21 protein-coding genes and 1 pseudogene are annotated in these 22132 nt (G+C 66.1%); 12 read left to right on the top strand and 10 right to left on the bottom strand.

Annotated features, from left to right (window positions below; translation table 11 throughout):
* Window positions 1–127: 127 nt before the first annotated feature.
* The 6 genes from cpdA to PJ259_RS11355 all read left to right on the top strand — a co-directional run bounded on the left by cpdA (window position 128) and on the right by PJ259_RS11355 (window position 7398).
* The gene (cpdA, locus tag PJ259_RS11380) at window positions 128–934 is read left to right on the top strand and encodes a 3',5'-cyclic-AMP phosphodiesterase (RefSeq protein ID WP_423815105.1); all 807 of its coding nucleotides are present in this window, start codon (window positions 128–130) and stop codon (window positions 932–934) included.
* Between the two features lie 84 nt (window positions 935–1018).
* Window positions 1019–1627, top strand: a complete 609-nt coding sequence (locus PJ259_RS11375; RefSeq protein ID WP_271655799.1) for a YqiA/YcfP family alpha/beta fold hydrolase — start codon at window positions 1019–1021, stop codon at window positions 1625–1627.
* 7 nt (window positions 1628–1634) lie between these two features.
* On the top strand, window positions 1635–3533 hold the full coding sequence (parE, locus tag PJ259_RS11370; protein ID WP_271655798.1) for a DNA topoisomerase IV subunit B: 1899 nt from the start codon (window positions 1635–1637) through the stop codon (window positions 3531–3533).
* Between the two features lie 140 nt (window positions 3534–3673).
* Window positions 3674–5926, top strand: a complete 2253-nt coding sequence (gene parC, locus PJ259_RS11365) for a DNA topoisomerase IV subunit A (RefSeq protein WP_059316011.1) — start codon at window positions 3674–3676, stop codon at window positions 5924–5926.
* An 85-nt stretch (window positions 5927–6011) separates the two neighbouring features.
* Window positions 6012–6719 (top strand): PqiC family protein, encoded by a 708-nt coding sequence (locus PJ259_RS11360; protein ID WP_271655797.1) that lies wholly within the window; start codon window positions 6012–6014, stop codon window positions 6717–6719.
* 88 nt (window positions 6720–6807) lie between these two features.
* Entirely contained in the window at window positions 6808–7398 is a 591-nt protein-coding gene (locus tag PJ259_RS11355) for an LON peptidase substrate-binding domain-containing protein (protein ID WP_059316009.1), read from the top strand.
* A 301-nt stretch (window positions 7399–7699) separates the two neighbouring features.
* On the opposite strand, the gene PJ259_RS11350 is transcribed toward PJ259_RS11355, so the two are convergent.
* Window positions 7700–8239 (bottom strand): type 1 glutamine amidotransferase domain-containing protein, encoded by a 540-nt coding sequence (locus PJ259_RS11350; RefSeq protein WP_271655796.1) that lies wholly within the window; start codon window positions 8237–8239, stop codon window positions 7700–7702.
* 220 nt (window positions 8240–8459) lie between these two features.
* Between PJ259_RS11350 and PJ259_RS11345 the strand changes: the two genes are divergently transcribed.
* Genes PJ259_RS11345 through PJ259_RS11335 form a run of 3 tightly spaced genes read left to right on the top strand, consistent with a single transcriptional unit; the run spans window position 8460 to window position 10494 of the window.
* Window positions 8460–9284 (top strand): HDOD domain-containing protein, encoded by an 825-nt coding sequence (locus PJ259_RS11345; RefSeq protein WP_167348588.1) that lies wholly within the window; start codon window positions 8460–8462, stop codon window positions 9282–9284.
* 26 nt (window positions 9285–9310) lie between these two features.
* The gene (mutM, locus tag PJ259_RS11340; protein ID WP_271655795.1) at window positions 9311–10123 is read left to right on the top strand and encodes a bifunctional DNA-formamidopyrimidine glycosylase/DNA-(apurinic or apyrimidinic site) lyase; all 813 of its coding nucleotides are present in this window, start codon (window positions 9311–9313) and stop codon (window positions 10121–10123) included.
* On the top strand, window positions 10120–10494 hold the full coding sequence (locus PJ259_RS11335) for a c-type cytochrome (RefSeq protein ID WP_271655794.1): 375 nt from the start codon (window positions 10120–10122) through the stop codon (window positions 10492–10494). Before mutM ends, PJ259_RS11335 begins: the two co-directional genes overlap by 4 nt.
* Window positions 10495–10549: 55 nt before the next feature.
* Here PJ259_RS11335 and PJ259_RS11330 read toward each other — a convergent pair whose 3' ends face one another.
* The 4 genes from PJ259_RS11330 to PJ259_RS11315 are packed head-to-tail and all read right to left on the bottom strand — an operon-like array spanning window position 10550 to window position 15284.
* Window positions 10550–12076: a DHA2 family efflux MFS transporter permease subunit gene (locus PJ259_RS11330; RefSeq protein ID WP_059316004.1), complete on the bottom strand. Its 1527-nt coding sequence runs from the start codon at window positions 12074–12076 to the stop codon at window positions 10550–10552.
* Between the two features lie 51 nt (window positions 12077–12127).
* Window positions 12128–13339, bottom strand: a complete 1212-nt coding sequence (locus PJ259_RS11325) for an efflux RND transporter periplasmic adaptor subunit (RefSeq protein ID WP_059316003.1) — start codon at window positions 13337–13339, stop codon at window positions 12128–12130.
* A 16-nt stretch (window positions 13340–13355) separates the two neighbouring features.
* Window positions 13356–14810, bottom strand: coding sequence for an efflux transporter outer membrane subunit (locus PJ259_RS11320; RefSeq protein ID WP_271655793.1), 1455 nt, complete (start codon window positions 14808–14810; stop codon window positions 13356–13358).
* A gap of 3 nt (window positions 14811–14813) precedes the next feature.
* Window positions 14814–15284 (bottom strand): MarR family transcriptional regulator, encoded by a 471-nt coding sequence (locus PJ259_RS11315; protein ID WP_059316001.1) that lies wholly within the window; start codon window positions 15282–15284, stop codon window positions 14814–14816.
* Window positions 15285–15466: 182 nt separating this feature from the next.
* Between PJ259_RS11315 and PJ259_RS11310 the strand changes: the two genes are divergently transcribed.
* Entirely contained in the window at window positions 15467–16405 is a 939-nt protein-coding gene (locus PJ259_RS11310; RefSeq protein WP_059316000.1) for an alpha/beta hydrolase, read from the top strand.
* A 6-nt stretch (window positions 16406–16411) separates the two neighbouring features.
* Here PJ259_RS11310 and PJ259_RS11305 read toward each other — a convergent pair whose 3' ends face one another.
* Window positions 16412–17149, bottom strand: coding sequence for a DUF2059 domain-containing protein (locus PJ259_RS11305; protein WP_271655792.1), 738 nt, complete (start codon window positions 17147–17149; stop codon window positions 16412–16414).
* A 178-nt stretch (window positions 17150–17327) separates the two neighbouring features.
* Between PJ259_RS11305 and PJ259_RS11300 the strand changes: the two genes are divergently transcribed.
* Both PJ259_RS11300 and PJ259_RS11295 read left to right on the top strand, forming a co-directional pair.
* A complete protein-coding gene (locus PJ259_RS11300; protein ID WP_059315998.1) occupies window positions 17328–17960 on the top strand; it encodes a 2OG-Fe(II) oxygenase in 633 nt (210 codons plus the stop codon).
* Window positions 17961–17992: 32 nt separating this feature from the next.
* Window positions 17993–18487, top strand: a complete 495-nt coding sequence (locus tag PJ259_RS11295; protein ID WP_271655791.1) for a DUF523 domain-containing protein — start codon at window positions 17993–17995, stop codon at window positions 18485–18487.
* On the opposite strand, the gene PJ259_RS11290 is transcribed toward PJ259_RS11295, so the two are convergent.
* From PJ259_RS11290 to PJ259_RS22900, 4 genes and pseudogenes are all read right to left on the bottom strand, one after another.
* Window positions 18484–18684, bottom strand: a complete 201-nt coding sequence (locus tag PJ259_RS11290) for a hypothetical protein (protein ID WP_059315996.1) — start codon at window positions 18682–18684, stop codon at window positions 18484–18486. The genes PJ259_RS11295 and PJ259_RS11290 overlap by 4 nt on opposite strands.
* Before the next feature lie 121 nt (window positions 18685–18805).
* Window positions 18806–20164, bottom strand: a complete 1359-nt coding sequence (locus PJ259_RS11285) for a nucleobase:cation symporter-2 family protein (protein ID WP_059315995.1) — start codon at window positions 20162–20164, stop codon at window positions 18806–18808.
* Between the two features lie 112 nt (window positions 20165–20276).
* Window positions 20277–20990, bottom strand: coding sequence for a methyl-accepting chemotaxis protein (locus PJ259_RS22905; protein WP_420480523.1), 714 nt, complete (start codon window positions 20988–20990; stop codon window positions 20277–20279).
* Between the two features lie 144 nt (window positions 20991–21134).
* Window positions 21135–22103, bottom strand: a pseudogene (locus tag PJ259_RS22900) (cache domain-containing protein); the annotation flags it as partial.
* Between the last annotated feature and the right edge of the window lie 29 nt (window positions 22104–22132).

Raw genomic sequence — 22132 nt, 5'->3', positions numbered from 1 at the left:
AACGCTGACAGCTGCGGCTTCCCTCGCGCCGTTCAAGCTGCGAAAATGTGAAGCATGCACGCAAGTTCTCGGGAACTTTTCTGCACCCTGCCTGCGCTCGTTGTCCCCTTATGCCTAGGAGGCTTTGGTGAGTTTGCCGGATAGTGTCAACGCTCCTCTCGTTGTCCAGCTGACCGATAGTCATCTGTTTGCCCGTGCCAATGGACGGTTGCTGGGTATCGACACGGCAGCCAGCCTGCAACAGGTGGTCGCTCAGGTGGTGCAGGAGCAGCCACGCATCGATCTGTTGCTGGCTAGCGGTGACCTCTCCCAGGACGGCTCGGTAGCCTCCTATCAGCGGTTCTGCGAACTGACCAAACCCCTCGCTGCGCCGATGCGCTGGCTGGCCGGCAATCACGACGAAAACGCGCCCATGGCCAAGGCCTGTGGCGACCGCGATTTTCTGGACACCGTCACCGATCTCGGTGCCTGGCGCCTCATCCTGCTCGACAGCACCGTGCGCGGTTGCGTCTTCGGCGAGCTGGAGCAGGCACAGCTGGCTACCCTGGACGAGGCTTTGAGCGCGGCGCCCGAGCGTCCGGCGCTGATCTGCCTGCACCATCACCCGGTGCCGGTAGGCTGTGGCTGGATGGAACCTCTGGGCCTGAACCGGCCGGACGAGCTGTTTGCCGTGCTGGATCGTCACCCACAGGTCAAGGTGGTGCTCTGGGGGCATATCCACCAGGAATTCGATCAGCTGCGCAATGGCGTGCGGCTGCTGGCCTCGCCGTCCACCGGCCTGCAATTCGAACCGGGCAGCCAGGAGTTCAAGGCGGGCGACCAGGCCCCTGGCTATCGCTGGTTGCGCCTGCTGCCCGACGGCGAGCTGGAGACCGGTGTCTCGCGTCTGCAACAGCATGCCTTCACCGTGGATCACAGCGCGGCAGGCTACTAGGTCTGACGCCGGTCGGCTGCCTTGGTCGCGGAGGTCGAAACCGGGTACTCTTTGCCTGTATTTTTATCCAGTAGGAGCGGCCTGATGCCGTCGATCCTCTATATCCATGGTTTCAACAGCTCGCCCGCGTCCTTGAAGGCCCGGCAGCTGACCGCCTACATGACCCACCTTGGCCTGGCGGACCACCTGCGCGCCCCGGCGCTGCCCAACGATGCCGGTGCAGCCTTCGCGCTGTTGGAGCGCGAGCTGGCCGAGCTGGACGCCCCCTTGCTGGTCGGCAGCTCCCTGGGCGGCTACTATGCCACCGTCCTGGCCGAGCGCCATGGGCTCAAGGCCGTGCTGATCAACCCGGCAGTCCGGCCCTGGCGCTTCATGGAGCATTATCTCGGCCCCCAACGCAATCACCATACCGGCGAGACCTGGACCCTCACCGAGGCCCACGTCGAAGCCCTGAGCGCGCAGGAAGTCGCAGCGCCGGCAGATCCCGAGCGCTTTCACGTCTGGCTGCAAACCGGTGACGAGACCCTCGACTACCGGGATGCCGAACGCTACTACGGCGCCTGCACCCTGCGCATCGAACAGGGTGGCGACCACGGCTTCCAGGGCTTCCACCGCCAGCTGCCGCTGCTACTCGAGCTGGCCGGCTTCGACCCGGCGCTCTGGCGCGAGCTGGATTTCAACACCTTCGAATAGAGACCCCATGGCCACGCAGAACGCCTATAACGCCGACGCCATCGAAGTCCTCTCCGGACTCGATCCGGTGCGCAAGCGCCCTGGCATGTACACCGACACCTCCCGGCCCAACCACCTGGCCCAGGAAGTCATCGACAACAGCGTGGACGAGGCCCTGGCTGGTCACGCGCGCCAGGTGCAGGTGATCCTGCACGGCGACAACTCCCTCGAAGTGATCGACGACGGTCGCGGCATGCCGGTGGACATTCACCCGGAAGAGGGCGTTTCCGGTGTCGAGCTGATCCTCACCAAGCTGCACGCCGGGGGCAAGTTCTCCAACAAGAACTACCAGTTCTCCGGCGGCCTGCACGGTGTGGGCATTTCCGTGGTGAACGCTCTGTCGACCCGTGTCGAAGTACGCGTCAAGCGTGAGGGCAACGAATACGCCATGGCCTTCGCCGACGGCTTCAAGGCCAGCGAACTGGCCGTGGTCGGTAGCGTTGGCAAGAGAAACACCGGTACCAGCGTGCACTTCTGGCCGGACCCCAAGTACTTCGATGCCCCCAAGTTTTCCGTCAGCCGCCTGAAGCACGTGCTCAAGGCCAAGGCAGTACTCTGCCCGGGCCTGGCCGTGAGCTTCCACGACGAAGCCAGCGGCGAACGCACCGAGTGGCATTATGAGGACGGCCTGAGATCCTATCTGATCGACACCGTGGGCGATGCCCTGCGGCTGCCCGAGGCCCCCTTCCACGGCAGCCTGGCCTCGGCCCGGGAAGCGGTGGACTGGGCGCTGTTCTGGCTGCCCGAGGGTGGCGAGTCGGTACAGGAAAGCTACGTCAACCTGATTCCCACCGCCCAGGGCGGCACCCATGTGAATGGCCTGCGCCAGGGTTTGCTGGATGCCATCCGGGAGTTCTGCGAATTCCGCAACCTGCTGCCGCGCGGCCTCAAGCTGGCTCCGGAAGACGTCTGGGAGCGCATCGCCTTCGTCCTCTCGATGAAGATGCAGGAGCCGCAATTCTCCGGCCAGACCAAGGAGCGGCTGTCCTCCCGCGAGGCGGCTGCCTTTGTCGCCGGGGTGGTCAAGGACGCGTTCAGCCTCTGGCTCAATGCCCATCCCGAGCTGGGTCAGCAGATCGCCGAACTGGCCATCAACAACGCCGGCCGCCGCCTCAAGGCGGGCAAGAAGGTCGAGCGCAAGAAGATCACGCAAGGGCCGGCGCTGCCCGGCAAGCTGGCCGACTGCGCCGGCCAGGATCCGATGAGATCCGAGCTGTTCCTGGTGGAGGGCGACTCCGCCGGCGGCAGCGCCAAGCAGGCGCGCAGCAAGGAATTCCAGGCCATCATGCCGTTGCGCGGCAAGATCCTGAACACCTGGGAAGTGGACGGCAGCGAGGTGCTGGGCAGCCAGGAGGTGCACGACATCGCCGTGGCCATCGGCATCGACCCCGGCAGCGCCGACCTGAGCGGGCTGAGATACGGCAAGATCTGCATCCTCGCCGATGCCGACTCCGACGGCCTGCACATCGCTACCCTGCTGTGCGCCCTGTTCGTGCAGCACTTCCGCCCGTTGGTGGACGCCGGCCATGTCTATGTAGCCATGCCGCCGCTGTACCGCATCGACCTGGGCAAGGAGGTCCATTACGCCCTCGACGAGGCCGAGCGTGACGGCGTCCTCGATCGCCTGGCGGCGGAGAAGAAGCGCGGCAAGCCCCAGGTCACCCGCTTCAAGGGCCTCGGTGAGATGAATCCGCTGCAGCTGCGCGAGACCACCATGGATCCCAACACCCGCCGCCTGGTGCAGCTGACCCTCGAGGACGTGCCCGGCACCCTCGAGATGATGGACATGCTGCTGGCCAAGAAGAGGTCCAGCGACCGCAAGAGCTGGCTGGAATCCAAGGGCGATCGCGCCGAAGTGCTGCTCTAAATATGTTGGCTGCGCTTATCACGGTCATGGCGGTTCGCCGCAGCGACCGCTCCTACAGGTGTATCGAGCACCTGTAGGAGCGGTCCATGACCGCGATGGACCGGGCCCCCCGATCAAAGACGTAACACCAAAGGATTCCCATGAGTGCACCCCTCGACCTGAGCCTGGATGGCGTCGAACGCCGTTCGCTGGCCGACTTCACCGAGCAGGCGTACCTGAACTACTCCATGTACGTCATCATGGACCGTGCCCTGCCGCACATCGGCGACGGTCTCAAGCCGGTCCAGCGCCGCATCATCTATGCCATGAGCGAACTGGGCCTGGACGCCGACGCCAAGCACAAGAAATCCGCCCGTACCGTGGGTGACGTGCTCGGTAAGTACCACCCCCATGGCGACTCGGCCTGCTACGAAGCCATGGTGCTCATGGCCCAGCCGTTCTCCTATCGCTATCCGCTGGTGGACGGCCAGGGCAACTGGGGCGCGCCGGACGATCCCAAGTCCTTTGCCGCCATGCGCTATACCGAGGCGCGGCTGTCGCGCTATTCCGAGGTGCTGCTCAATGAACTGGGGCAGGGCACCGTGGACTGGGTGCCCAACTTTGATGGCACCCTGAACGAACCGGCGGTGCTGCCGGCACGCCTGCCCAACCTGCTGCTCAACGGCACCACCGGCATCGCCGTGGGCATGGCCACCGATATCCCGCCGCACAACCTGCGTGAGGTGGCGGCTGCCTGCGTGCGCCTGCTGGACGATCCCATCGCCGGGATTCCCGAACTCCTTGAGCATGTGCCGGGTCCGGACTTCCCCACCGAAGCCGAGATCATCACGCCACCCGCCGACCTGCGCAAAATCTACGAGACCGGGCGCGGCTCGGTGCGCATGCGTGCCGTCTACCGCCGTGAAGACGGCGACGTGGTCATCACCGCACTGCCGCACCAGGTCTCCGGTTCTAAGGTGCTGGAGCAGATCGCCGCCCAGATGCAGGCCAAGAAGCTGCCCATGGTGGCCGACCTGCGTGACGAGTCGGACCACGAGAACCCGACCCGCATCGTCATCGTGCCGCGCTCCAACCGCATCGATGCCGACGAACTGATGCAGCACCTGTTCGCCACCACCGATCTCGAATCCAGCTACCGGGTCAACCTCAACGTCATCGGCCTGGACGGCAAGCCCCAGGTCAAGGACCTGCGGCAGATCCTCCAGGAGTGGCTGATCTATCGCATCGGCACGGTGCGCCGCCGCCTGCAGTTCCGCCTGGACAAGGTCAACCGCCGCCTGCACCTGCTGGACGGCCTGTTGATCGCCTTTCTCAACCTGGACGAGGTGATCCACATCATCCGTACCGAAGAGCATCCCAGGCAGGCATTGATGGCCCGCTTCGAGCTCTCCGAGGACCAGGCCGACTACATCCTCGAAACCCGCCTGCGCCAGCTGGCGCGGTTGGAGGAAATGAAGATCCGTGGCGAACAGGCCGAGCTGCTCAAGGAGCAGAAGCGCCTGCAGACCCTGCTGGGCAGCGACAAGAAGCTGCGCAATCTGGTCCGCGACGAATTGATCAAGGACGCCGAGACCTACGGCGACGCTCGTCGCTCGCCCATCGTCGTGCGTGCCGAGGCCAAGGCCCTGTCCGAAACCGAACTCATGCCCACCGAGCCGGTGACCGTGGTGCTGTCCGAGAAGGGCTGGGTGCGCCAGGCCAAGGGCCATGATGTCGATCCGACCGGGCTGTCCTACAAGGCCGGCGACGGCTTCAAGGCGGCAGCCCTGGGGCGCTCCAATCAGTTCGCCGTCTTCATCGACTCCACCGGACGCAGCTATTCGGTCGCGGCTCACTCCCTGCCGTCGGCGCGTGGCCAGGGTGAACCCCTGACCGGACGCCTGACGCCGCCGCCAGGGGCCAGCTTCGAGTGTCTGCTCCTGCCGGACGACAGCAGCCTCTATGTACTGGCCTCGGATGCCGGCTACGGCTTCGTGGTCAAGGGCGAGGACCTGCAGGCCAAGAACAAGGCCGGCAAGGCGCTGATCAGCCTGCCCAACGGCGCCAAGGTGCTGTCTCCGAAGCCGGTGGCCTCCCTGGAGGACACCTCCATCGCGGTGGTCACCAACGAGGGGCGCCTGCTGGTATTTGCCATCACCGAGCTGCCACAGCTGGCCAAGGGCAAGGGCAACAAGCTGATTTCCATTCCTGGCGAGCGGGTGGCCAAGCGTGAGGAATACGTAGTCGATCTGGCCGTGGTCCCGGCCGGCGCGTCCCTCACCCTGCAGGCGGGCAAGCGGCCCTATACCCTCAAGGGCAGCGACCTGGAACATTACCGTGCCGAGCGCGGGCGGCGAGGCAACAAGCTGCCGCGTGGCTTCCAGCGGGTGGACTCGCTGCAGGTGGAAACTTGAGCCGCCTGCGGTCAGCCGCTAGCATAGGCCGGATTTTTTCGACCAGGACTCGCCGGGCCATGGCGCCCGTCGAGAGAGAGCCTCGATGAAACGGATGTGTCTCGCCAGGCTGGCGCTCGTTGGCCTGCTGGCCGGCCTCGGCGGCTGTGCCAGCCTTGGCCCCAGCCACTACTATCAACTCGACGGCGGTAACGCGCGTGCGCCTGCGAGCAGCGCGCGTGGCCTTGCGGTGTGGATCGAAAACCTGCAACTGGCCGACTACCTGCAGCGTGACGTGCTGCTGGAGCGCCAGCCTGACGGCAGCCTCAAGACCACCCGCGATCACTGGGCCGGTCCGCTCGACGCCAACGTACGCCAGTTGCTGCAACGCCAGCTCGCCAGCCGCTTGAACAGCGGTCGGGTCGTGGTGGGCGAGCAGCCCGAGGGCTTCGATCCGCAATACCGGGTGGAGCTGGTAGTGACCCGCCTCGACGCCGGGGACCAGGCTCCCGCTGCCCTGGACGCCAGCTGGCAATTGCGTGACGGCCAGGGGCGCCTGCTGGACACCGAGGTGGTACACCTGCAAGGGCGTCAGGGCGGTGATCGTGCCGCCCAGGTGCGGGCGCAAGGCGAGTTGCTGCAGCAACTGGCCGCGCGTCTCGCCACGGATCTCACCAAGGTCGCCCAGCGTGGTCGGCGCGACAGCGAGGTCGCACGCAAGGAACCGAAGAAACTCGTGGAAGAGGCCCAGGCCCGGCCAACGTTGCCAGCCGTGGTGCCGATTCGCACCGGCGCCGAGGTCTACCGCTTCTGAGCCGGCAAGGCCCCGCGCGTCGCCGCGCGGGAGCAGCCGACGGCGCTCGACGCTCTATCCAGCAGGACCATCAGGCCTCGGAGGTTTCATGACGCTGCCCCTGTTTCCGCTGAACACCACCCTGTTTCCCGGTTGCCGTCTCGATCTGCAACTGTTCGAAGCCCGCTATCTGGACATGCTCGGCCGCTGCCTCAAGCAGGGCAGCAGCTTTGGCGTGGTAACCATCCTCGAAGGCCGCGAGACCGGTGCCGCGCCGAACCGGCTGGGTGCCTTTGGCTGCGAGGCGCTGATCCGCGACTGGCAGCAACAGAGCAATGGTCTCCTGGGCATTCGCATCGAAGGCGGTCGGCGCTTTCGCCTGTTGAGCCAGGAAGAACAGGCCGATCACCTGGTGGTGGGCGAGGTGGAGTGGCTGGCTGAAACCGATCCCCAGCCGCTGCGCGATGCCGACGCCGATCTGATGGCGCTGCTGGCGGCCTTGGCCCAGCATCCCCTGGTGGCCAGTCTGGACATGGGCGGCCAGGTCGCCGACCGTCAGGCGCTGGGCTGCCAGCTGGCCTACCTGCTGCCGTTCGAGGCCCATCTCAAGCTGGATTGGCTGGGCATGAGCGATCAGGGCCAGCGCCTGGCCGCTATTGAACGCCATCTGGTGGATCTGCAGGACGATTTCCAGGCCTGAGAAAGCCTGTCCATGATCCGCGGCGCTGTTGAAAACGCCCTGGCTCAATAGCCTGGGTCGCCCCAGGACACTGCTCAGTTACCTGATGTAAACGCGGGCGCGAGTCCCCTTCGTTTCTTTAGCGTTTTGTAGGGCGGTCTAAACCTGGCTCGCAAGCCCGACTCAGGCTTCCAGGCCAAACGGCGGGCAAAAGAAAGCCCGCCGGGCAGGGCGGGCTAAAAGTGCTTTGGGGGCACTCGATAAGACTCTGGCACTTTGCCATAGTTCCGTCTTATGAGATCAAAGTGCCATTCCCCGGGTATCAGCCTGCGAGCAGCTTGATGAACTCGCGATTGAAGGCCGGAATGTCGTCTGGCTTGCGGCTGCTCACCAGTTGACCGTCGACGATGACCTCCTGGTCCTGCCAGGTGGCGCCAGCGTTCTTGAGGTCGTCGGTCAGCGAGGGCCAGCTGGTCATGGTCTTGCCCTGCACCAGGCCGGCGGAGATCAGCAGCCAGGCACCATGGCAGATGACGGCCACCGGCTTGCCGGCATCGGCGATCTGCTTGGTCAGCTGCTGAGCCTGGGTGTCGATGCGGATGGTGTCGGCGTTGACCACGCCCCCGGGCAACAGCACGGCGTCATAGTCACCGGCATTGGCCTCAGCGAAGGTAAGGTCCACCGGAAAGCTGTCGGCCGGCTCGGTGCCGTCCCAGCCCTGCACCTGGCCGCTCTCGGCGGAGATGATGTGGGTCTGGGCACCTGCCTGTTCCAAGGCCTCTTTTGGGCCGGTGAGCTCGGCCTGCTCGAAGCCGTCGGTGACCAGGATGGCGATTTTCTTGCCGTTCAGGGATGTAGCCATGGTTGCGGATACCTCGATTGGAATTCGGTCGGGCTAGCCTTTTGCCAGCGCTCCTAAATCCGTCTCGCTTTACCCCCCTGAAGTTCCTTCGTCGCGCCCGATGGCATCGGCGGACGGCGCAGAGTAAATTTGCGACATCCATCGCAGAGTAGCCTCCATGTCCCAAGCGTCCCCTCAGCTGACCGAGGAGCAGATCCGTCAGGCTCTGCAAGGCATCAGCATTCCTCCGCAGCCGCAGATCATGGTGGATTTGCAGCTCGAACAGCTCATGCCCAGCCCGGATCTCAAGGTCATTTCCCGTCTGATCGGCCAGGACCCGGGGCTGTCGGGCGCCTTGCTCAAGTTGGTGAACTCGCCGTACTTCGGCCTGAGCAATCGCATCACCTCGATCCAGCGGGCGGTCAATCTGCTGGGCAGCCAGTCGGTCATCAACCTGATCAACGCCCAGTCGATCAAGGGGGAGCTCACCGACGAGACCATCGTCATTCTCAACCGCTTCTGGGATACCGCCCAGGATGTAGCCGAGACCTGCCTGAGCCTGGCCAAGAAGACCGGCTATCCGACCCCCGACGAAGCCTATGCCCTGGGTCTGTTCCACAACTGCGGCATCCCGTTGATGCTCAAGCGTTTCCCCAGCTACATGGCGGTGCTGGAGGAGGCCTATGCCAGCGTCAACGAGCAGGTACGGGTGGTGGACGTGGAGAACCGCATGTTCAACACCAACCACGCCGTGGTGGGGTATTTCATCTCGCGGTCCTGGCGCCTGCCGGAGCACGTGGGCCAGGCCATCGCCAACCATCACAATGCCCAGTCCGTCTTCGACGAGGACTCGACCACCGACATCCAGATCAAGAATCTGCTGGCGCTGCTGAAGATGGCCGAGCACATCTGCCGCTGCTATCGCGCCCTGGGCGGCCAGGACGAGGATCACGAGTGGCAGGCCATCGCGCCGCGGGTGCTGGATCACGTCGGCCTGTCCGAGTACGACTTCGAGTCGCTCAAGGAGACGATCCTTGAAATGGGCAGTGGCCGGATCAATTACTAAGGCACCTGCAATAGTCCTGGATCTCCATGCCCGAATTACCTGAAGTCGAAACCACTCGCCGGGGCATCGAGCCCCATGTCGTCGGTCAGCGCGTGCGCCGAGTCATCGTCCGCGATGGTCGGCTACGCTGGCCCGTCCCCGAAGACCTGGACGTGCGCCTCTCCGGTCAGCGCATCGAGGCCGTGGAGCGGCGTGCCAAGTACCTGCTGATTCGCGCCGAGAGCGGCACCCTGATCGGCCACCTGGGCATGTCCGGCAGCCTGCGCCTGGTGCCGGCGGATCAGCCACCGGCCAAGCACGAGCATGTCGACATCGAGTTGGAGTCCGGGCTGTCATTGCGCTACACCGATCCGCGCCGTTTCGGTGCGCTGCTCTGGACCCAGGATCCCCATGCTCATGTGCTGCTCAGCAAGCTGGGGCCCGAGCCCCTGACCGATGCCTTCGACGGCGGTCGACTGTTCGAGCTGTCACGTGGGCGCAGCATGGCGGTCAAGCCCTTCATCATGGACAACGCCGTGGTGGTGGGGGTAGGCAATATCTACGCCGCCGAGGCGCTGTTCGCCGCCGGCATCGACCCCCGCCGGGCGGCCGGCAGCGTTTCCCGAGCGCGCTACGATCGCCTGGCCGTCGAGATCAAGAAGGTACTGGCGCGTTCCATCGAGAGCGGCGGCACCACCCTGCGTGACTTCATCGGGGGCGACGGGGCGCCGGGCTATTTCAAGCAGGAGCTGTTCGTCTATGGGCGCAAGGGCGAATTCTGCAAGGTCTGTGGGACGGGCCTGCAGGAGATCCGCCTGGGCCAGCGCGCCAGCGTCTATTGCCGGAAATGCCAGCGATGAAGGGCCTGGCTGGGCTGGCCGTGCTGGCATTGCTCGGCAGTGAACTGGCCTGGGCCGACGCCGATAATGGCCGCAATCTCTTCCAGCGGCGCTGCCATAACTGCCATTCGGTAGGGCCGAACGCTCAATCCGGTTTCGGTCCCCAGCTCAACGACCTCTTCGGTCGCCAGGCCGGTAGCCTCCCGGGCTACCACTACTCCGAGGCCATGCGCCAGGCCGGCTTCGCCTGGGATCGCGAGGCCCTGGCGGCCTTCTTGCGTGATCCCGAGCAGAAGGTGCCGGGCACCAAGATGAGGTTCTGGGGCATCGGCGATGCCGAGGATCTGCGCGATATCGCCGACTACCTGCAGACCCAACACAGCGCACCCTGATCGTCAGCGGGCTGGCGACCGGCTGGGTGGTGAGCAAACTGCGTAGGGCCCCTGCTCAGTGATCGCCGCCACCGGCGCCCGGCTTGGCCGCGAACGGCGGCTTGGCCAGCCAGATGATCAAGAACAGGCCCATGAAGATCCAGCCAAGCAGGGTGAAGTAGTCCACCGTGGAGAGCATGTAGGCCTGGCTCTCCACCACCTTGTCCAGCTGGGCATAGGCCTGCTGCGACGGACCGCCGAGGGCGTCCAGGTAATGCTGGGTGGCCGGGCTGTAGGCGGTGACGTCCTCGGTCAGCTGGGCATGGTGATGGATGGCGCGGCGCTGCCAGAGCCAGGTGGTCAGGGAGGAGGCGAAGCTGCCGCCCAGGACCCGCAGGAAGGTCGCCAGGCCGCCGCCGTCCGCCAGCTCCGACGGCTTGAGGCTGGACAGCAGGATGCTGGTGGTGGGCATGAAGAACAGCGCCACGCCCAGGCCCATGAAGGTCTGTACCTCGGCGATGTGGCGATAGTCCACCTCGTTGTTGAAGGTGGCGCGCATGAAGCACGACGCCCCGATCACCAGGAAGGAGCCCCCGGCCAGCAGCCGCAGGTCGGTCTTGTGCGCGAACTTGCCCACCAGCGGTGAGAGGATCACCGGCAGGATGCCGATGGGCGCTGCCGCCAGGCCCGCCCACACCGGGGTGTAGCCGAGCTGGGTCTGCAACCACTGGGGCAGCAGCAGGTTGATGCCGAAGAAGCCCGAATAGCCCAGCACCAGCGCCAGGGTGCCGAAGCTGAAGTTGCGATAGCGGAACAGCCGCAGGTTGACGATGGGATGCTTGTCGGTCAGCTCCCAGATCACCAGGGCGGTCAGCGCCACGGCGGAAAAGGCCGCGCCCAGGCAGATCAGGTTGGATTCGAACCAGTCCAGGTCGTTGCCCTTGTCCAGCACCACCTGCAACACGCCCACGCCTAGCACCAGGAGGATCAGCCCGACGTAGTCGATGGGCTGGTGCACCAGTTTTTCCGGTTTCTTGCCCAGCTGGCTCCAGACCACCAGGGTGGCGAAGATGCCGATGGGGATGTTGATGAAGAAGATCCACGGCCAGCTGTAGTTGTCGGTGATCCAGCCGCCGGCGATGGGCCCGATGATGGGCGCCACCACCGTCACCATGGCCAGGAGCGCCAGGGCCATGCCCCGCTTGGCCGCCGGAAAGATCGCCAGTAGCAGGGTCTGGGCCATGGGGTAGAGCGGGCCGGCGACGAAACCCTGCATGGCGCGGAAGATCACCAGCTCGGGCATCGAGGTGGCGATGCCGCAGAGAAAGGAGGTGATGACGAAAAGCACCACGGCGGCCATGAACAGCTTGACCTCGCCGAAGCGGCGCGCCATCCAGCCGGTCAGCGGCAGGGCGATGGCGTTGCTCACGGCGAAGGCGGTGATGACCCAGGTGCCCTGTTCCGAACTTACCCCGAGGTTGCCGGAGATGGTTGTCAGGGCGACGTTGGCGATGGTGGTGTCGAGCACCTGCATGAAGGTGGCCAGGGAAAGACCTACCGTGGCGAGGACCAGGCTCGCCGGGCGAAAGGCGTTATCGCTCATGACGGATTACCAGAAGGGGGCGGGGGGGCTCATGACCGAGCCTCCAGGGCCTCAGCGCTTGGCGACGCCCGCGGCGCGTGCCGCCGGACCGTTGTTGTGGACGATTTGCTGGATCAGCTGGTCGGCATCGGCCAACTGGTGATCGTAGACGTCGGTGCTGTAGCGCGGCTGCTTTGGCGTGGTGGTAGGCAGGCGAGCGCCGTCCTGGTCGTGCAGGTCGACATCGACCACGGTCGACAGGCCGATGCGCAGCGGATGCTTGTCCAGGTTGTCGCCTTCCAGGCGGATACGCACGGGCAGTCGCTGGACGATCTTGATCCAGTTACCGGTGGCGTTTTGCGCCGGCAGCAGCGAGAAGGCGCTGCCAGTGCCCACGCCCAGGCTTTCCACCACGCCGCGATAGCGCACGTCGTCGCCATAGAGGTCGGAGTGGATCTCCACCGGCTGGCCGATGCGCATCTCGGCGAGCTGGGTTTCCTTGAAGTTGGCGTCGATCCAGATCTGGTCCAGCGGCACCACGGCCATCAAGGCCGCGCCGGGTTGCACGCGGCTGCCGACCTGTACCGAGCGCTTGGCGACATAGCCGCTGACCGGCGCCACCAGGGTGCTGCGGGCATGGTTGAGGTAGGCCTGGCGCAGCTGGGCGGCGGCGGCCTTGACGTCCGGGTGCGAGGCGATCTCGGTGTCGTCCACCAGTGCCTGGTTGGTGTCCAGTTGCTGCTGGGCGGAGGTCAGGGAGCTCTGCGCCGACACCAGGGTGTCGCGGGCATGGGCCAGTTCTTCCTTGGAGATGGCGCCGCCCTTGGCCAGTTGCTGGCGGCGGGCGTAGTCGGCGCGGGCCCGTTCGACCTCGACGCGCCGGGCGGCCACCTGGGCCTTGTAGCTGTCGACGTTGCTGTACAGGCCGCGCACCTGGCGTACGGTCTTGGCCAGGTTGGCCTCGGCGCTCTGCTGGGCGACGGCGGTGTCGCTGGGATCGAATTCCACCAGCGGCTGGCCTTGGCGGACGTAGTCGCCATCATCCACGGCGATGCGGGTCACGGTGCCAACGACCTGGGGCGTGATCTGCACCAGGTTGCCGTTGACGTAGGCATCGTCGGTATCGGCATGGAAGCGGCCATAGAACAGGTGGTAGCAGTAGACACCCACGCCGGCCAGGATCACCACCAGCAGCAGGAGCAGCAGGAGGAATTTGCGTTTGCCGGAGCGCTGCGGCTTCTGCTCCTGGGCATTGTCGTTGGGGGTTGCGGCGGAATCGGCCATGGTCGGGCTCTCGGTATCAGTGTGTGGCCGCGGCGGCGGGCGCCGGCGGCAGTTTGGACGGTTGGAAGCCGCCACCCAGGGCCTGCATCAGCAGCACGCCGCTGTCGACGCGGTCGGCCTGGAGGCTGGCCAGCTGACGTTCGGTCTGCAGCAGTTGCTGCTCCACGGTCAGGGCATCGAGGTAGTTGCCGATGCCGGCGCCATAGCGCTGCATGGCGATGTCGAAGGAGCTCTTGGCGATGTCCCGTGCCCGTTGCTGTTCGACGATCTGCTGGTCCAGCGAGCGCTGGCGGGTGATGGCGTCGGCGATGTCGCCCAGTGCCTGCACCAGGGTCCGGTTGTACTGGGCCACCGCCAGGTCATAGTCGGCATCACGGCTGGCGAGATCGGCGCGGCGACGACCGGCATCGAAGATCGGCAGCGACAGCGCCGGGCCGACGTTGAAAAAGCGCGCCGGACCGCCGAGCAAGGCGTCGCCGAGGATGGCCTTGCTGCCGGCGGCCACTGTCAGGTCCAGGTTGGGATAGAAGTTGGTCTTGCTGGCGACGATGTCCTTGCTCGCGGCCTCCACCCGCCAGCGGGCGGCGATCAGGTCCGGACGACGCCCGGCCAGCTCGACCGGCAACTGGGCAGGCAGGTTCACCGCGGCGGGGGCGATCAGCTTGGGCCGTGGAATCTCGGTGCCACGGTCTGGCCCCTTGCCCAACAGCACGGCGAGACGGATCTGGGCCGTGCGCACCTGCTGTTCAGCCGCGGTATGGGACGCCGCCGCGCTGGCTTCCAGGCTCTGGGTCTGCTGCAGCTGGTAGTCGCTGTCGAGGCCGGCATCCACCCGGCGCTGGGCCAGGTCGAGCATGCCACGGGTACGCTCCAGGTCCTGCTGGGCTACGTCCATATTGGCATAGGCCAGACCTAGCTGGTTGTAGGCGCGGCTGACGTCGGCGGCCAGCGTCAGGCGTGCGGCCTGGCGATCCACCTCACCGGCTCGGGCGCGGCCGAGCGCGGCTTCCCAGGCGGCGCGCTGACCACCCCAGAGGTCGAAGCTGTAGCTGCCGCTCACATTGAGTTGGCGCAAGGTGCTGTAACGGTCACCCTGGCCGACCGGATCGTCTGGCCGCGCCAGACGCGAGCGGGTCACGCCCGCATTGGCGTCGATCTGTGGATAGCGATTGGCATCGGCGGCGAGCACCGCGGCATCGGCCTGGCGGCTGCGCGCATCGGCTTCCTGCAGCGAAGGGCTGTCGCGCAGGGCCTCGCGGATCAGGTTGTCGAGCTGCGGATCGCCCAGCCGCGTCCACCAGTCGGCGCTCGGCCACTGGACAGGGGAGAGGCGATCGCCGGCAAAGGTGGCGTCGCCCTTGAGGGTGGTCGGATCCACGGCGTGCCCCTGGGTGTTCAGCCCTTCGGACGACACGCAGCCGGCCAGCAGCAGGGCGGCGCAGAGGGCGGTCAATGGCAGGCGAAAGGTCATGGATCAGAGGTCTCCAGAGGGCGCCGGCAACAGGCCGGAGGGGCCGAGCAGTCGGCGTAGCAGGCGTTCGAGGTCATCCAGCTCCTGGCGGTCCAGGCAGTGGGTGAGGTCATTGAGAGCATCCACGCCGATCTGCATGAGTTCACTGCTCAGGGCTTGGCCCTGTTCGGTCAGCTCCAGCCGCACCTGGCGACGATCGCTCAGGCTGCGCACCCGGCGCAGCAGGCCCTTGGCTTCCAGGCGATCGAGCATGCGGGTCATGGCGCCGCTGTCGAGCGACAGGCAACGGCTGAGTTCGGCCGGGGTGTCGGTCTGGTCGCGGGCCAGCAGCAGCAGCACCTTGAACTGGGCAGCAGTAATGTCGTAAGGCGCGAGGTGGCTGTCCAGCACGCGATCCTTGTACTGGTTCGCGAGGTGGATCAAATGGCCTACGGAGTTGCGCAGTGGAAAGTTGCTTCGGTCGAAATGTGACATTGCAGTATCTGCCCAGGCAATCAAGCGCATCCAGAATACTGCCTAGGCAGTGAAATATTCAGACACCTTTGCGCAGGGGAGCGTTGCGCATTTTGAAACAATTGGAAAAGTCCTTTGGCGAACCCTTGTCCTGTAGCGGCCCGGACGCCGATCATGGGGGTAACTTTAGTTTGAACCGACCTATGACGCCTGACTTCGATCTAGACCGCCTGCGCCAAGCCCTGGTGCCCCTGCGCCGCGACCTGCCGGCGGATGCCGACCACCAGGGCTATCGCGCCCATTACCGCTTGGCGGACAGCCTGGTGCACCCCGGAGTCACGGTGGCGCTGGGCGCCCTACCAGCGGGCAGCTACCAGCTCGCGGTTCAGGGTTGGTGGCCGCCTGAGCCACGCGGCAGCCTGCTGATGCTGCACGGCTACTACGATCACATGGGTCTCTATGGCCATGTGGTGGACTGGGCCCTGTCACGGCAGCTGGCGGTGCTGGCCTGCGACTTGCCCGGGCATGGATTGTCGAGCGGCGCCCGCGCCAGCATCAACGACTTCGCCGAATACCAGGTCGCCCTGGCCGCGCTGATCGCCGAGGCGCGGCGTCTAGCGTTGCCGCAACCCTGGCACCTGCTGGGCCAGAGCACCGGTGGCGCCATCCTGCTGGACTATCTGCTGAGGGGCGATCCCGCGCCCGAGCTGGGCGAGACGGTGCTGCTGGCACCACTGATCAGGCCCCATGCCTGGCGCCAGGGGCTGTGGACCTATCGGCTGGTGAAGCCCTTCGTGCGTGCCCTGCCACGACGCTTCTCGGTGAATTCCGGCGATCCAGCCTTCCTTGACTTCTTGCAGCAGGACACCTTGCAACCGCGGGAACTGCCGGCTCAGTGGGTAGGTGCCCTGGCGCGCTGGATTCCACAACTGGAAGGCGCGCCGGCCAGCACCCGTAGCCCCCTGGTGATCCAGGGCGAGCAGGACTTCACCGTCGACTGGCGGCATAACCTGGGGGTGCTGGAGGCCAAGTTCGCCCGGCCCGAGGTGCTGCGCCTGCCGGAGGCGCGACACCATCTGGTCAACGAGACGCCAAGCCTGCGCCAGCGCTACTTCCGCTGGCTGGACGAGCGTCTCGCCTGAATAGCCTTACTGACCGCCGCTACCCAGGCCGGCGCGTAGCGCGGCCACGGCGGCCCGGTAGTAGGCGCTGCCGTTGGGCGAGCTGGCGAAGTCGGCGAACTGGCCGAGTTCGTTGTCGTTCAGGGTACGGTAGACATAGAGCAGGGTGTTTTCCAAATCACCGGCATTCATCTGCTGGATGAATCGCTGCCGCTGCTGCTCGATCATCCCACCCGACTGCTGCTGCCCCATCAGCCCAGGCAGCATCGAGCTCAGGCTGTCGGCCGCAAGGCCAGCCAGGGCCACGCTGACCTCGGCGCCGGCTTCACGCACGGGCAGGGCGCTGGCCAGGCGCTTGGCCTGGGCGCGACGGGCAGGACTGGCCTGCACCTGGGGCACGCCGTTGGCATTCTTCGCCAGCTGATCGCTGCGCGTGGCGGCGATTTCCGCGGCGACCACCTTGCGCCCCACCGGCGACTGGAAGAACTGCAGCGCGGGGCCGTCGGCAGGCAGACTCTGGCGCAGCGCGGCCAGGGCACGCTGGTCGATGGCCGCGGCGGTATAGCGCTTGTTGCTGTTGTCGACCAAGCTCTGGTAGAGCGCCGGCGGCAGACTGTTCTGATAGCGCTGCTGGGCGGCCTGCAGGGCATCGCGGAAGTGTCCGCGCTGCTCGGGCCAACCCGCGGCCTGATAGAGACTGACCGTATCGTCGGCCAGGGCGGGCAGGCTGATGGCGAAAAGCAGGGAAGCGAACAGAACGCGCATGGACACCTCGGGCAGCGGCGCGGAGCCGAAAAGTCCGCCATTGTCGGCAACCCCAGGCTGGCTGTCGAGGCGCTCACCCCGGGCATTCGTCGCCTGGTCGAGGGAGGCGCGCAGGCGCGGCCGACTTCTCTTACACTCGGCATCCCGCCGGCTTGGCCCGGTTAGCCTGGTTTTCGTGATGGCTCTGCATCCCGAGCATCCCCTGCTGCAACGTATCGTCGACGATCTCGCCGAGCATGGCTGGTCGCGGCAGAGCATCTTCCTGCCCCTGGATCTCACCGCCGAGCTGGCGGCCGAGTGCCGGTTGCGCCATGCCCGCGGCGAACTGGAGCGCGCCGGCATCGGTCGCGGCGACAGCCCGCTGATCCGCGAAGGGGTCCGTGGCGATCACATCGCCTGGCTGGAGCCGGACGATGCCCATCCGGGCGTGCAGCGCTATCTGCACCTGATGGACACCCTGCGCGAGGCCTTCAATCGCACCCTGTTCCTGGGCCTGGAAGACTACGAGAGCCACTTCGCTCTCTATCCGCCTGGCGCCTTCTATGCCCGGCATCTGGATCGCTTCCGCGACGATGACCGGCGCATGGTCTCCCTGGTGCTCTATCTCAACGATGCCTGGCTGCCGGAGCAGGGCGGTGAGCTGCGCCTCTATCTCGACCAGGAGCGTCAGCAGGACGTCCTGCCCCTGGGCGGCAGTCTGGTCTGCTTTCTTTCCGGCCAGTTGCCCCACGAGGTCCTGCCGGCCACCCGCGAACGGCTGTCGCTCACTGGCTGGTTCCGCCGCCGCGGCGAGAATCCGCTGCAGGCTTAGACAGTGGACTGGCGTCTGACCAGGAGGGACGCATGGAAAAGATACTGGTGAGTCGTTGCCTGCTGGGGCATCGGGTGCGCTACGACGGTGGCGCCCATGGCCCCTTCGATCTGCTTGGCGTCTGGCAGGAGGAGGGACGCATCGTGCCGCTCTGTCCGGAAGTGGCGGGTGGCCTGCCCACCCCGCGTCCGCCCGCCGAGATCCCCGGCGGCCAGGGTGGCGCCGTGCTGGATGGCCGGCTGCCGGTCGTGACCGAAACGGGAGAGGAGGTGACCGCGGCGTTCGTTGCCGGCGCCGAGGCCGCGCTCGAACTGGTCGCGCGTCATGGCATCCGCCTGGCCGTGCTCAAGGCGCGCAGCCCTTCCTGTGGCAATCTGGAAAATTACGATGGTACCTTCAGCGGCACCCGGGTGGCAGGTGAGGGCGTCACGGCAGCCGCCTTGAAACGCGCGGGTGTCGCCGTATTCAACGAGACCGAGCTGGCGGCGGCCCAGCGTTTTCTGGCCGCCCAGGAAGACCCTCGCTAGAGCGTCTCCGGCTGGCGGCCCAGCAGTATCTGGAAGTGCGCCTTCTGCACGAAGCAGCCCTTGGGAAAGCGCCAGCCGACCAGTTCGCCCGGCTGCTTCTCGAGGTTCTGGGCAAAGACGGTGGCGCCCATGGCACGCGCCAAGGCGGCATATTCGCGCAGCGGTACCTTAACGACAGGAACATCCGGGCTGATCATGGGCGCTCTGCTGGGTGGGTCGCCCACGGTCGAAACGACGATCGCGGCGAGTCCACAGGTGACTTGCCCAGGCTATCGGCACCCCTGCGTGGAACTTCAGCCCCCGGATGAAAAAGGCCGTCTAGTCGGCGGCCTTGGGCGTTTCTGGCAGGAACCAGTTCATCAGCAGGGCGCACAGGCCGCCGGTGGCGACGCCGGATTCCAGCACCGCGCGCAGGCCGGCGGGCATATGGGCGAGGAATTCCGGCACCTGGGAGATGCCCAGGCCCAGCGCCAGGGATACGGCGATGATCAGCAGCGCGCGGCGGTCCAGTTCGACGCCGGCAAGGATGTTGATCCCCGAGGCGGCGACCGCGCCGAACATCACCATGGCCGCGCCCCCGAGCACTGGCTCGGGCACCGCCTGGATCACCCCGGCCACCGCCGGGAACAGGCCCAGCAGCACCAGGATGGCGGCGATCCACAGCCCGACATGGCGACTGGCGATACCGGTCAGCTGGATCACCCCGTTGTTCTGGGCGAACACCGAGCTGGGAAAGGTGTTGAAGAGTCCGGCCAGCAGCGAGTTGGCGCCGTTGACCAGCACCCCGCCCTTGATCCGGCTCATCCACAGCGGGCCTTCCACCGGTTCGCGCGAGACCTTGCTGGTGGCGGTGATGTCGCCGATGGCCTCCAGCGAGGTCACCAGGTAGATCACCAGCAGCGGCACGAACAGCGACCAGGAAAAGCCCAGGCCGAAGTGCAGTGGCAGGGGGATCTGCACCCAGGCGGCGTCATGCATGCCGGTGAAATTCAGGCGTCCCAGCCAGGCCGCCAGGGCATAGCCCAGCAACAGGGCGACGACGATGGCGCTGCTGCGCAGGCCGCGCAGCGGGATGCGATTGAGCACCACGATGGTGGCCAGCACGGTGCCCGACAGCAGCAGGTTCTCGCCATTGGCGAAGGTGCCGTTGCCCAGGGCCGCGAAGCCGCCGCCCATGCTGATCAGGCCGACCTTGATCAGGGTCAGGCCGATCATCAGCACCACGATGCCGGTCACCAGCGGGGTAATGAGGCGCTTGACGAAGGGCAGCACCCGCGACACGCCCATCTCGACGAAGGAGCCCGCCATGACCACGCCGAAGATGGCCGCCATCACGGCTTCCACCGGGGTACCGTTCTTGACCATCAGGGCGCCACCGGCGATCAGTGGGCCGACGAAGTTGAAGCTGGTGCCCTGGACGATCAGCAGGCCGGCGCCGAATGGCCCGAAGCGCCGACACTGGACGAAGGTGGCGATGCCGGAGATCACCAGCGACATGGAAACGATCAGGTTGGTGTCGCGCGGCGAGACGCCCAGGGCCTGACAGATCAGCAGTCCCGGGGTGACGATGGGCACGATGATCGCCAGCAGGTGCTGGATGGCGGCCAGCAAGGCGGGCAGCGGACGAGGTCGGTCCTGGGGACCATAGAGCAGTTCGGAGCGAGGAGACTGGGACATGGGCGGGTCGTCGCGGAAAAAGCGCCGATCTTACCGGATGCCCGCCCCGGAGCGCAGGATCTTCGGCCAGGGGACACCTGTTGGCTGGTCGCCCGCAGGTGTCCCGGGTGCCTTACAGGATGAAGCGCGCCACGTCGCGGTTGAGGTCGGCGGCGTGATGCTGCAGGGAGCGCGATTGCCGCTCCGAATCCTCGGCGCCGCTGGCCAGGGTATCGCCAAGCCCCTTGATGGTGATCACGTTGCGGGTGATCTCCTCGGTGACCGAGGTCTGTTCCTCGGCCGCCGTGGCGATCTGCAGAGACATCTCGGCGATGATGCCGGCGCTCTGGGCGATCTCTTCCAGGGCGCTGGAGGCGCGTTCCACGTCGGCGACGCTGCGTTCGGCGATGGCCATGCTGCTGTCCATGCGCTGCACCGCCTGGCGGGTCATCTGCTGGAGGGTGCCGATGGTCTCGTTGATCTCCCGCGTCGACGCCTGGGTGCGCTGCGACAACGTCCGCACCTCGTCGGCGACCACCGCGAAGCCACGGCCATGCTCGCCGGCCCGGGCTGCTTCGATGGCCGCGTTCAGTGCCAGCAGGTTGGTCTGCTCGGCGATGCTCTGGATGCTGTCGAGGACCTTGGCGATGGCCTGCGAGTGATGATCCAGCTCGCCGATCACCCGGGTGGCGTCATCCACTTCCTGGGCCAGGCTGTTGATGGACTGCTTGCTGGTCTGCACCAGGGTCAGGCCCTGGGTGGTGCTGTCGGAGGACTGCCGGATGGCCTCGGCGGTCTGCTCGGCGTTGCGGGCGATCTCCTGGGTCGCGGAAGACATCTCGGTCACGGCGGTGGCGACCAGGGTGATCTCCTGCTGCAGACGCCCCAGTTCCTGGGTGGCCGCGGCGCTGCGCTGCAGGACCTTTTGCGATTCGGCGTCCACGCTCTGGGCATGCTGGCGCACGCCGCCGATCAAGCCGTGCAGACTGGCCACGAACTGGTTGAAGTGGCCGGCGAGGCCGCCGACTTCATCGTTGCTCTGTACGGCGATGCGCCGGGTCAGGTCGCCCTGGCCATCGGCGATCACCTGCAGACCGTTCGAGACCACGCCCAGCGGCCGCAGCAGATAGCTGCACAGCAGGTTGATGAGCACCAGCGAGCCACCCAGCACCACGGCCAGGATGGCGATGCTGATCCAGAGTTGCCGCTGTAGCGGTGCCAGCAGGACGCCGCTATCGACGATCATCACCAGGGTCTCGCCGTCGCGATTCATGGGCGCGGCATAGAGCCGCTGGCCGGCGTTGGTCTCGATATAGCGCTCACCGGGCGCCTGGGCCAGCCGCTGGAGGGTGTCCGCGGTGAGCTGGGGATAGAGCTCGGTGAGCGGCTTGGCCAGCAGGGCGGTGTTTTCATGCCCCAGCACGATGTTCTGACCGTTGACCAGTACGGCGCTGCCGGCACCCGGCAGCTGCACCCGCTTGAGCTGATCGAGGATGTCGCTGATGCTGACGTCGGCGCCGAGGATGGCGCTGGTGTTGCCACCGGATTGCAACGCCCAGCCCAGGGACAGCACGTTCTGCTTGGTCGCCGCCGCCACCGTGGGTATGGAGAAGAACACCTTGCCGGGATTCTGCATCGCCTGCTGGTACCACAGCCATTTGCGCGGGTCGTTGTTGTCCGGCGGCAACTGGGCGCCGTTGGCATTGACCTGGCTGCCATCGCCGCGGGCGTAGAAGACGTTGTCGAAACCGCCGGAACGCTTGACCTGATTGAGACCGGCCGGAAGGTTCGTCTCCTGGGTGTCCGCCGCCAGGGCGCGCAACGCGGCGGCCTTGCCGTCGAACCACTGACGGACACCGCCATTGAAGACGAAGCTGACGGTCTTCAGCTGTTCGACCGTGGAGGCTTCGAGGGCCGCACGGGTGTTGAAGAAATTGATGGTCGTCAGACCTACACCCACCACCAGCACGGCCGCGGTGGCAGACAACG

Source organism: Pseudomonas sp. JBR1, from assembly GCF_028198185.1.
Classification (GTDB): Bacteria; Pseudomonadota; Gammaproteobacteria; order Pseudomonadales; family Pseudomonadaceae; genus Chryseomonas; species Chryseomonas oryzihabitans_E.
The sequence above is the reverse complement of the archived record's forward strand: the minus strand, read 5'-3'. Positions and strand labels throughout refer to the sequence as shown.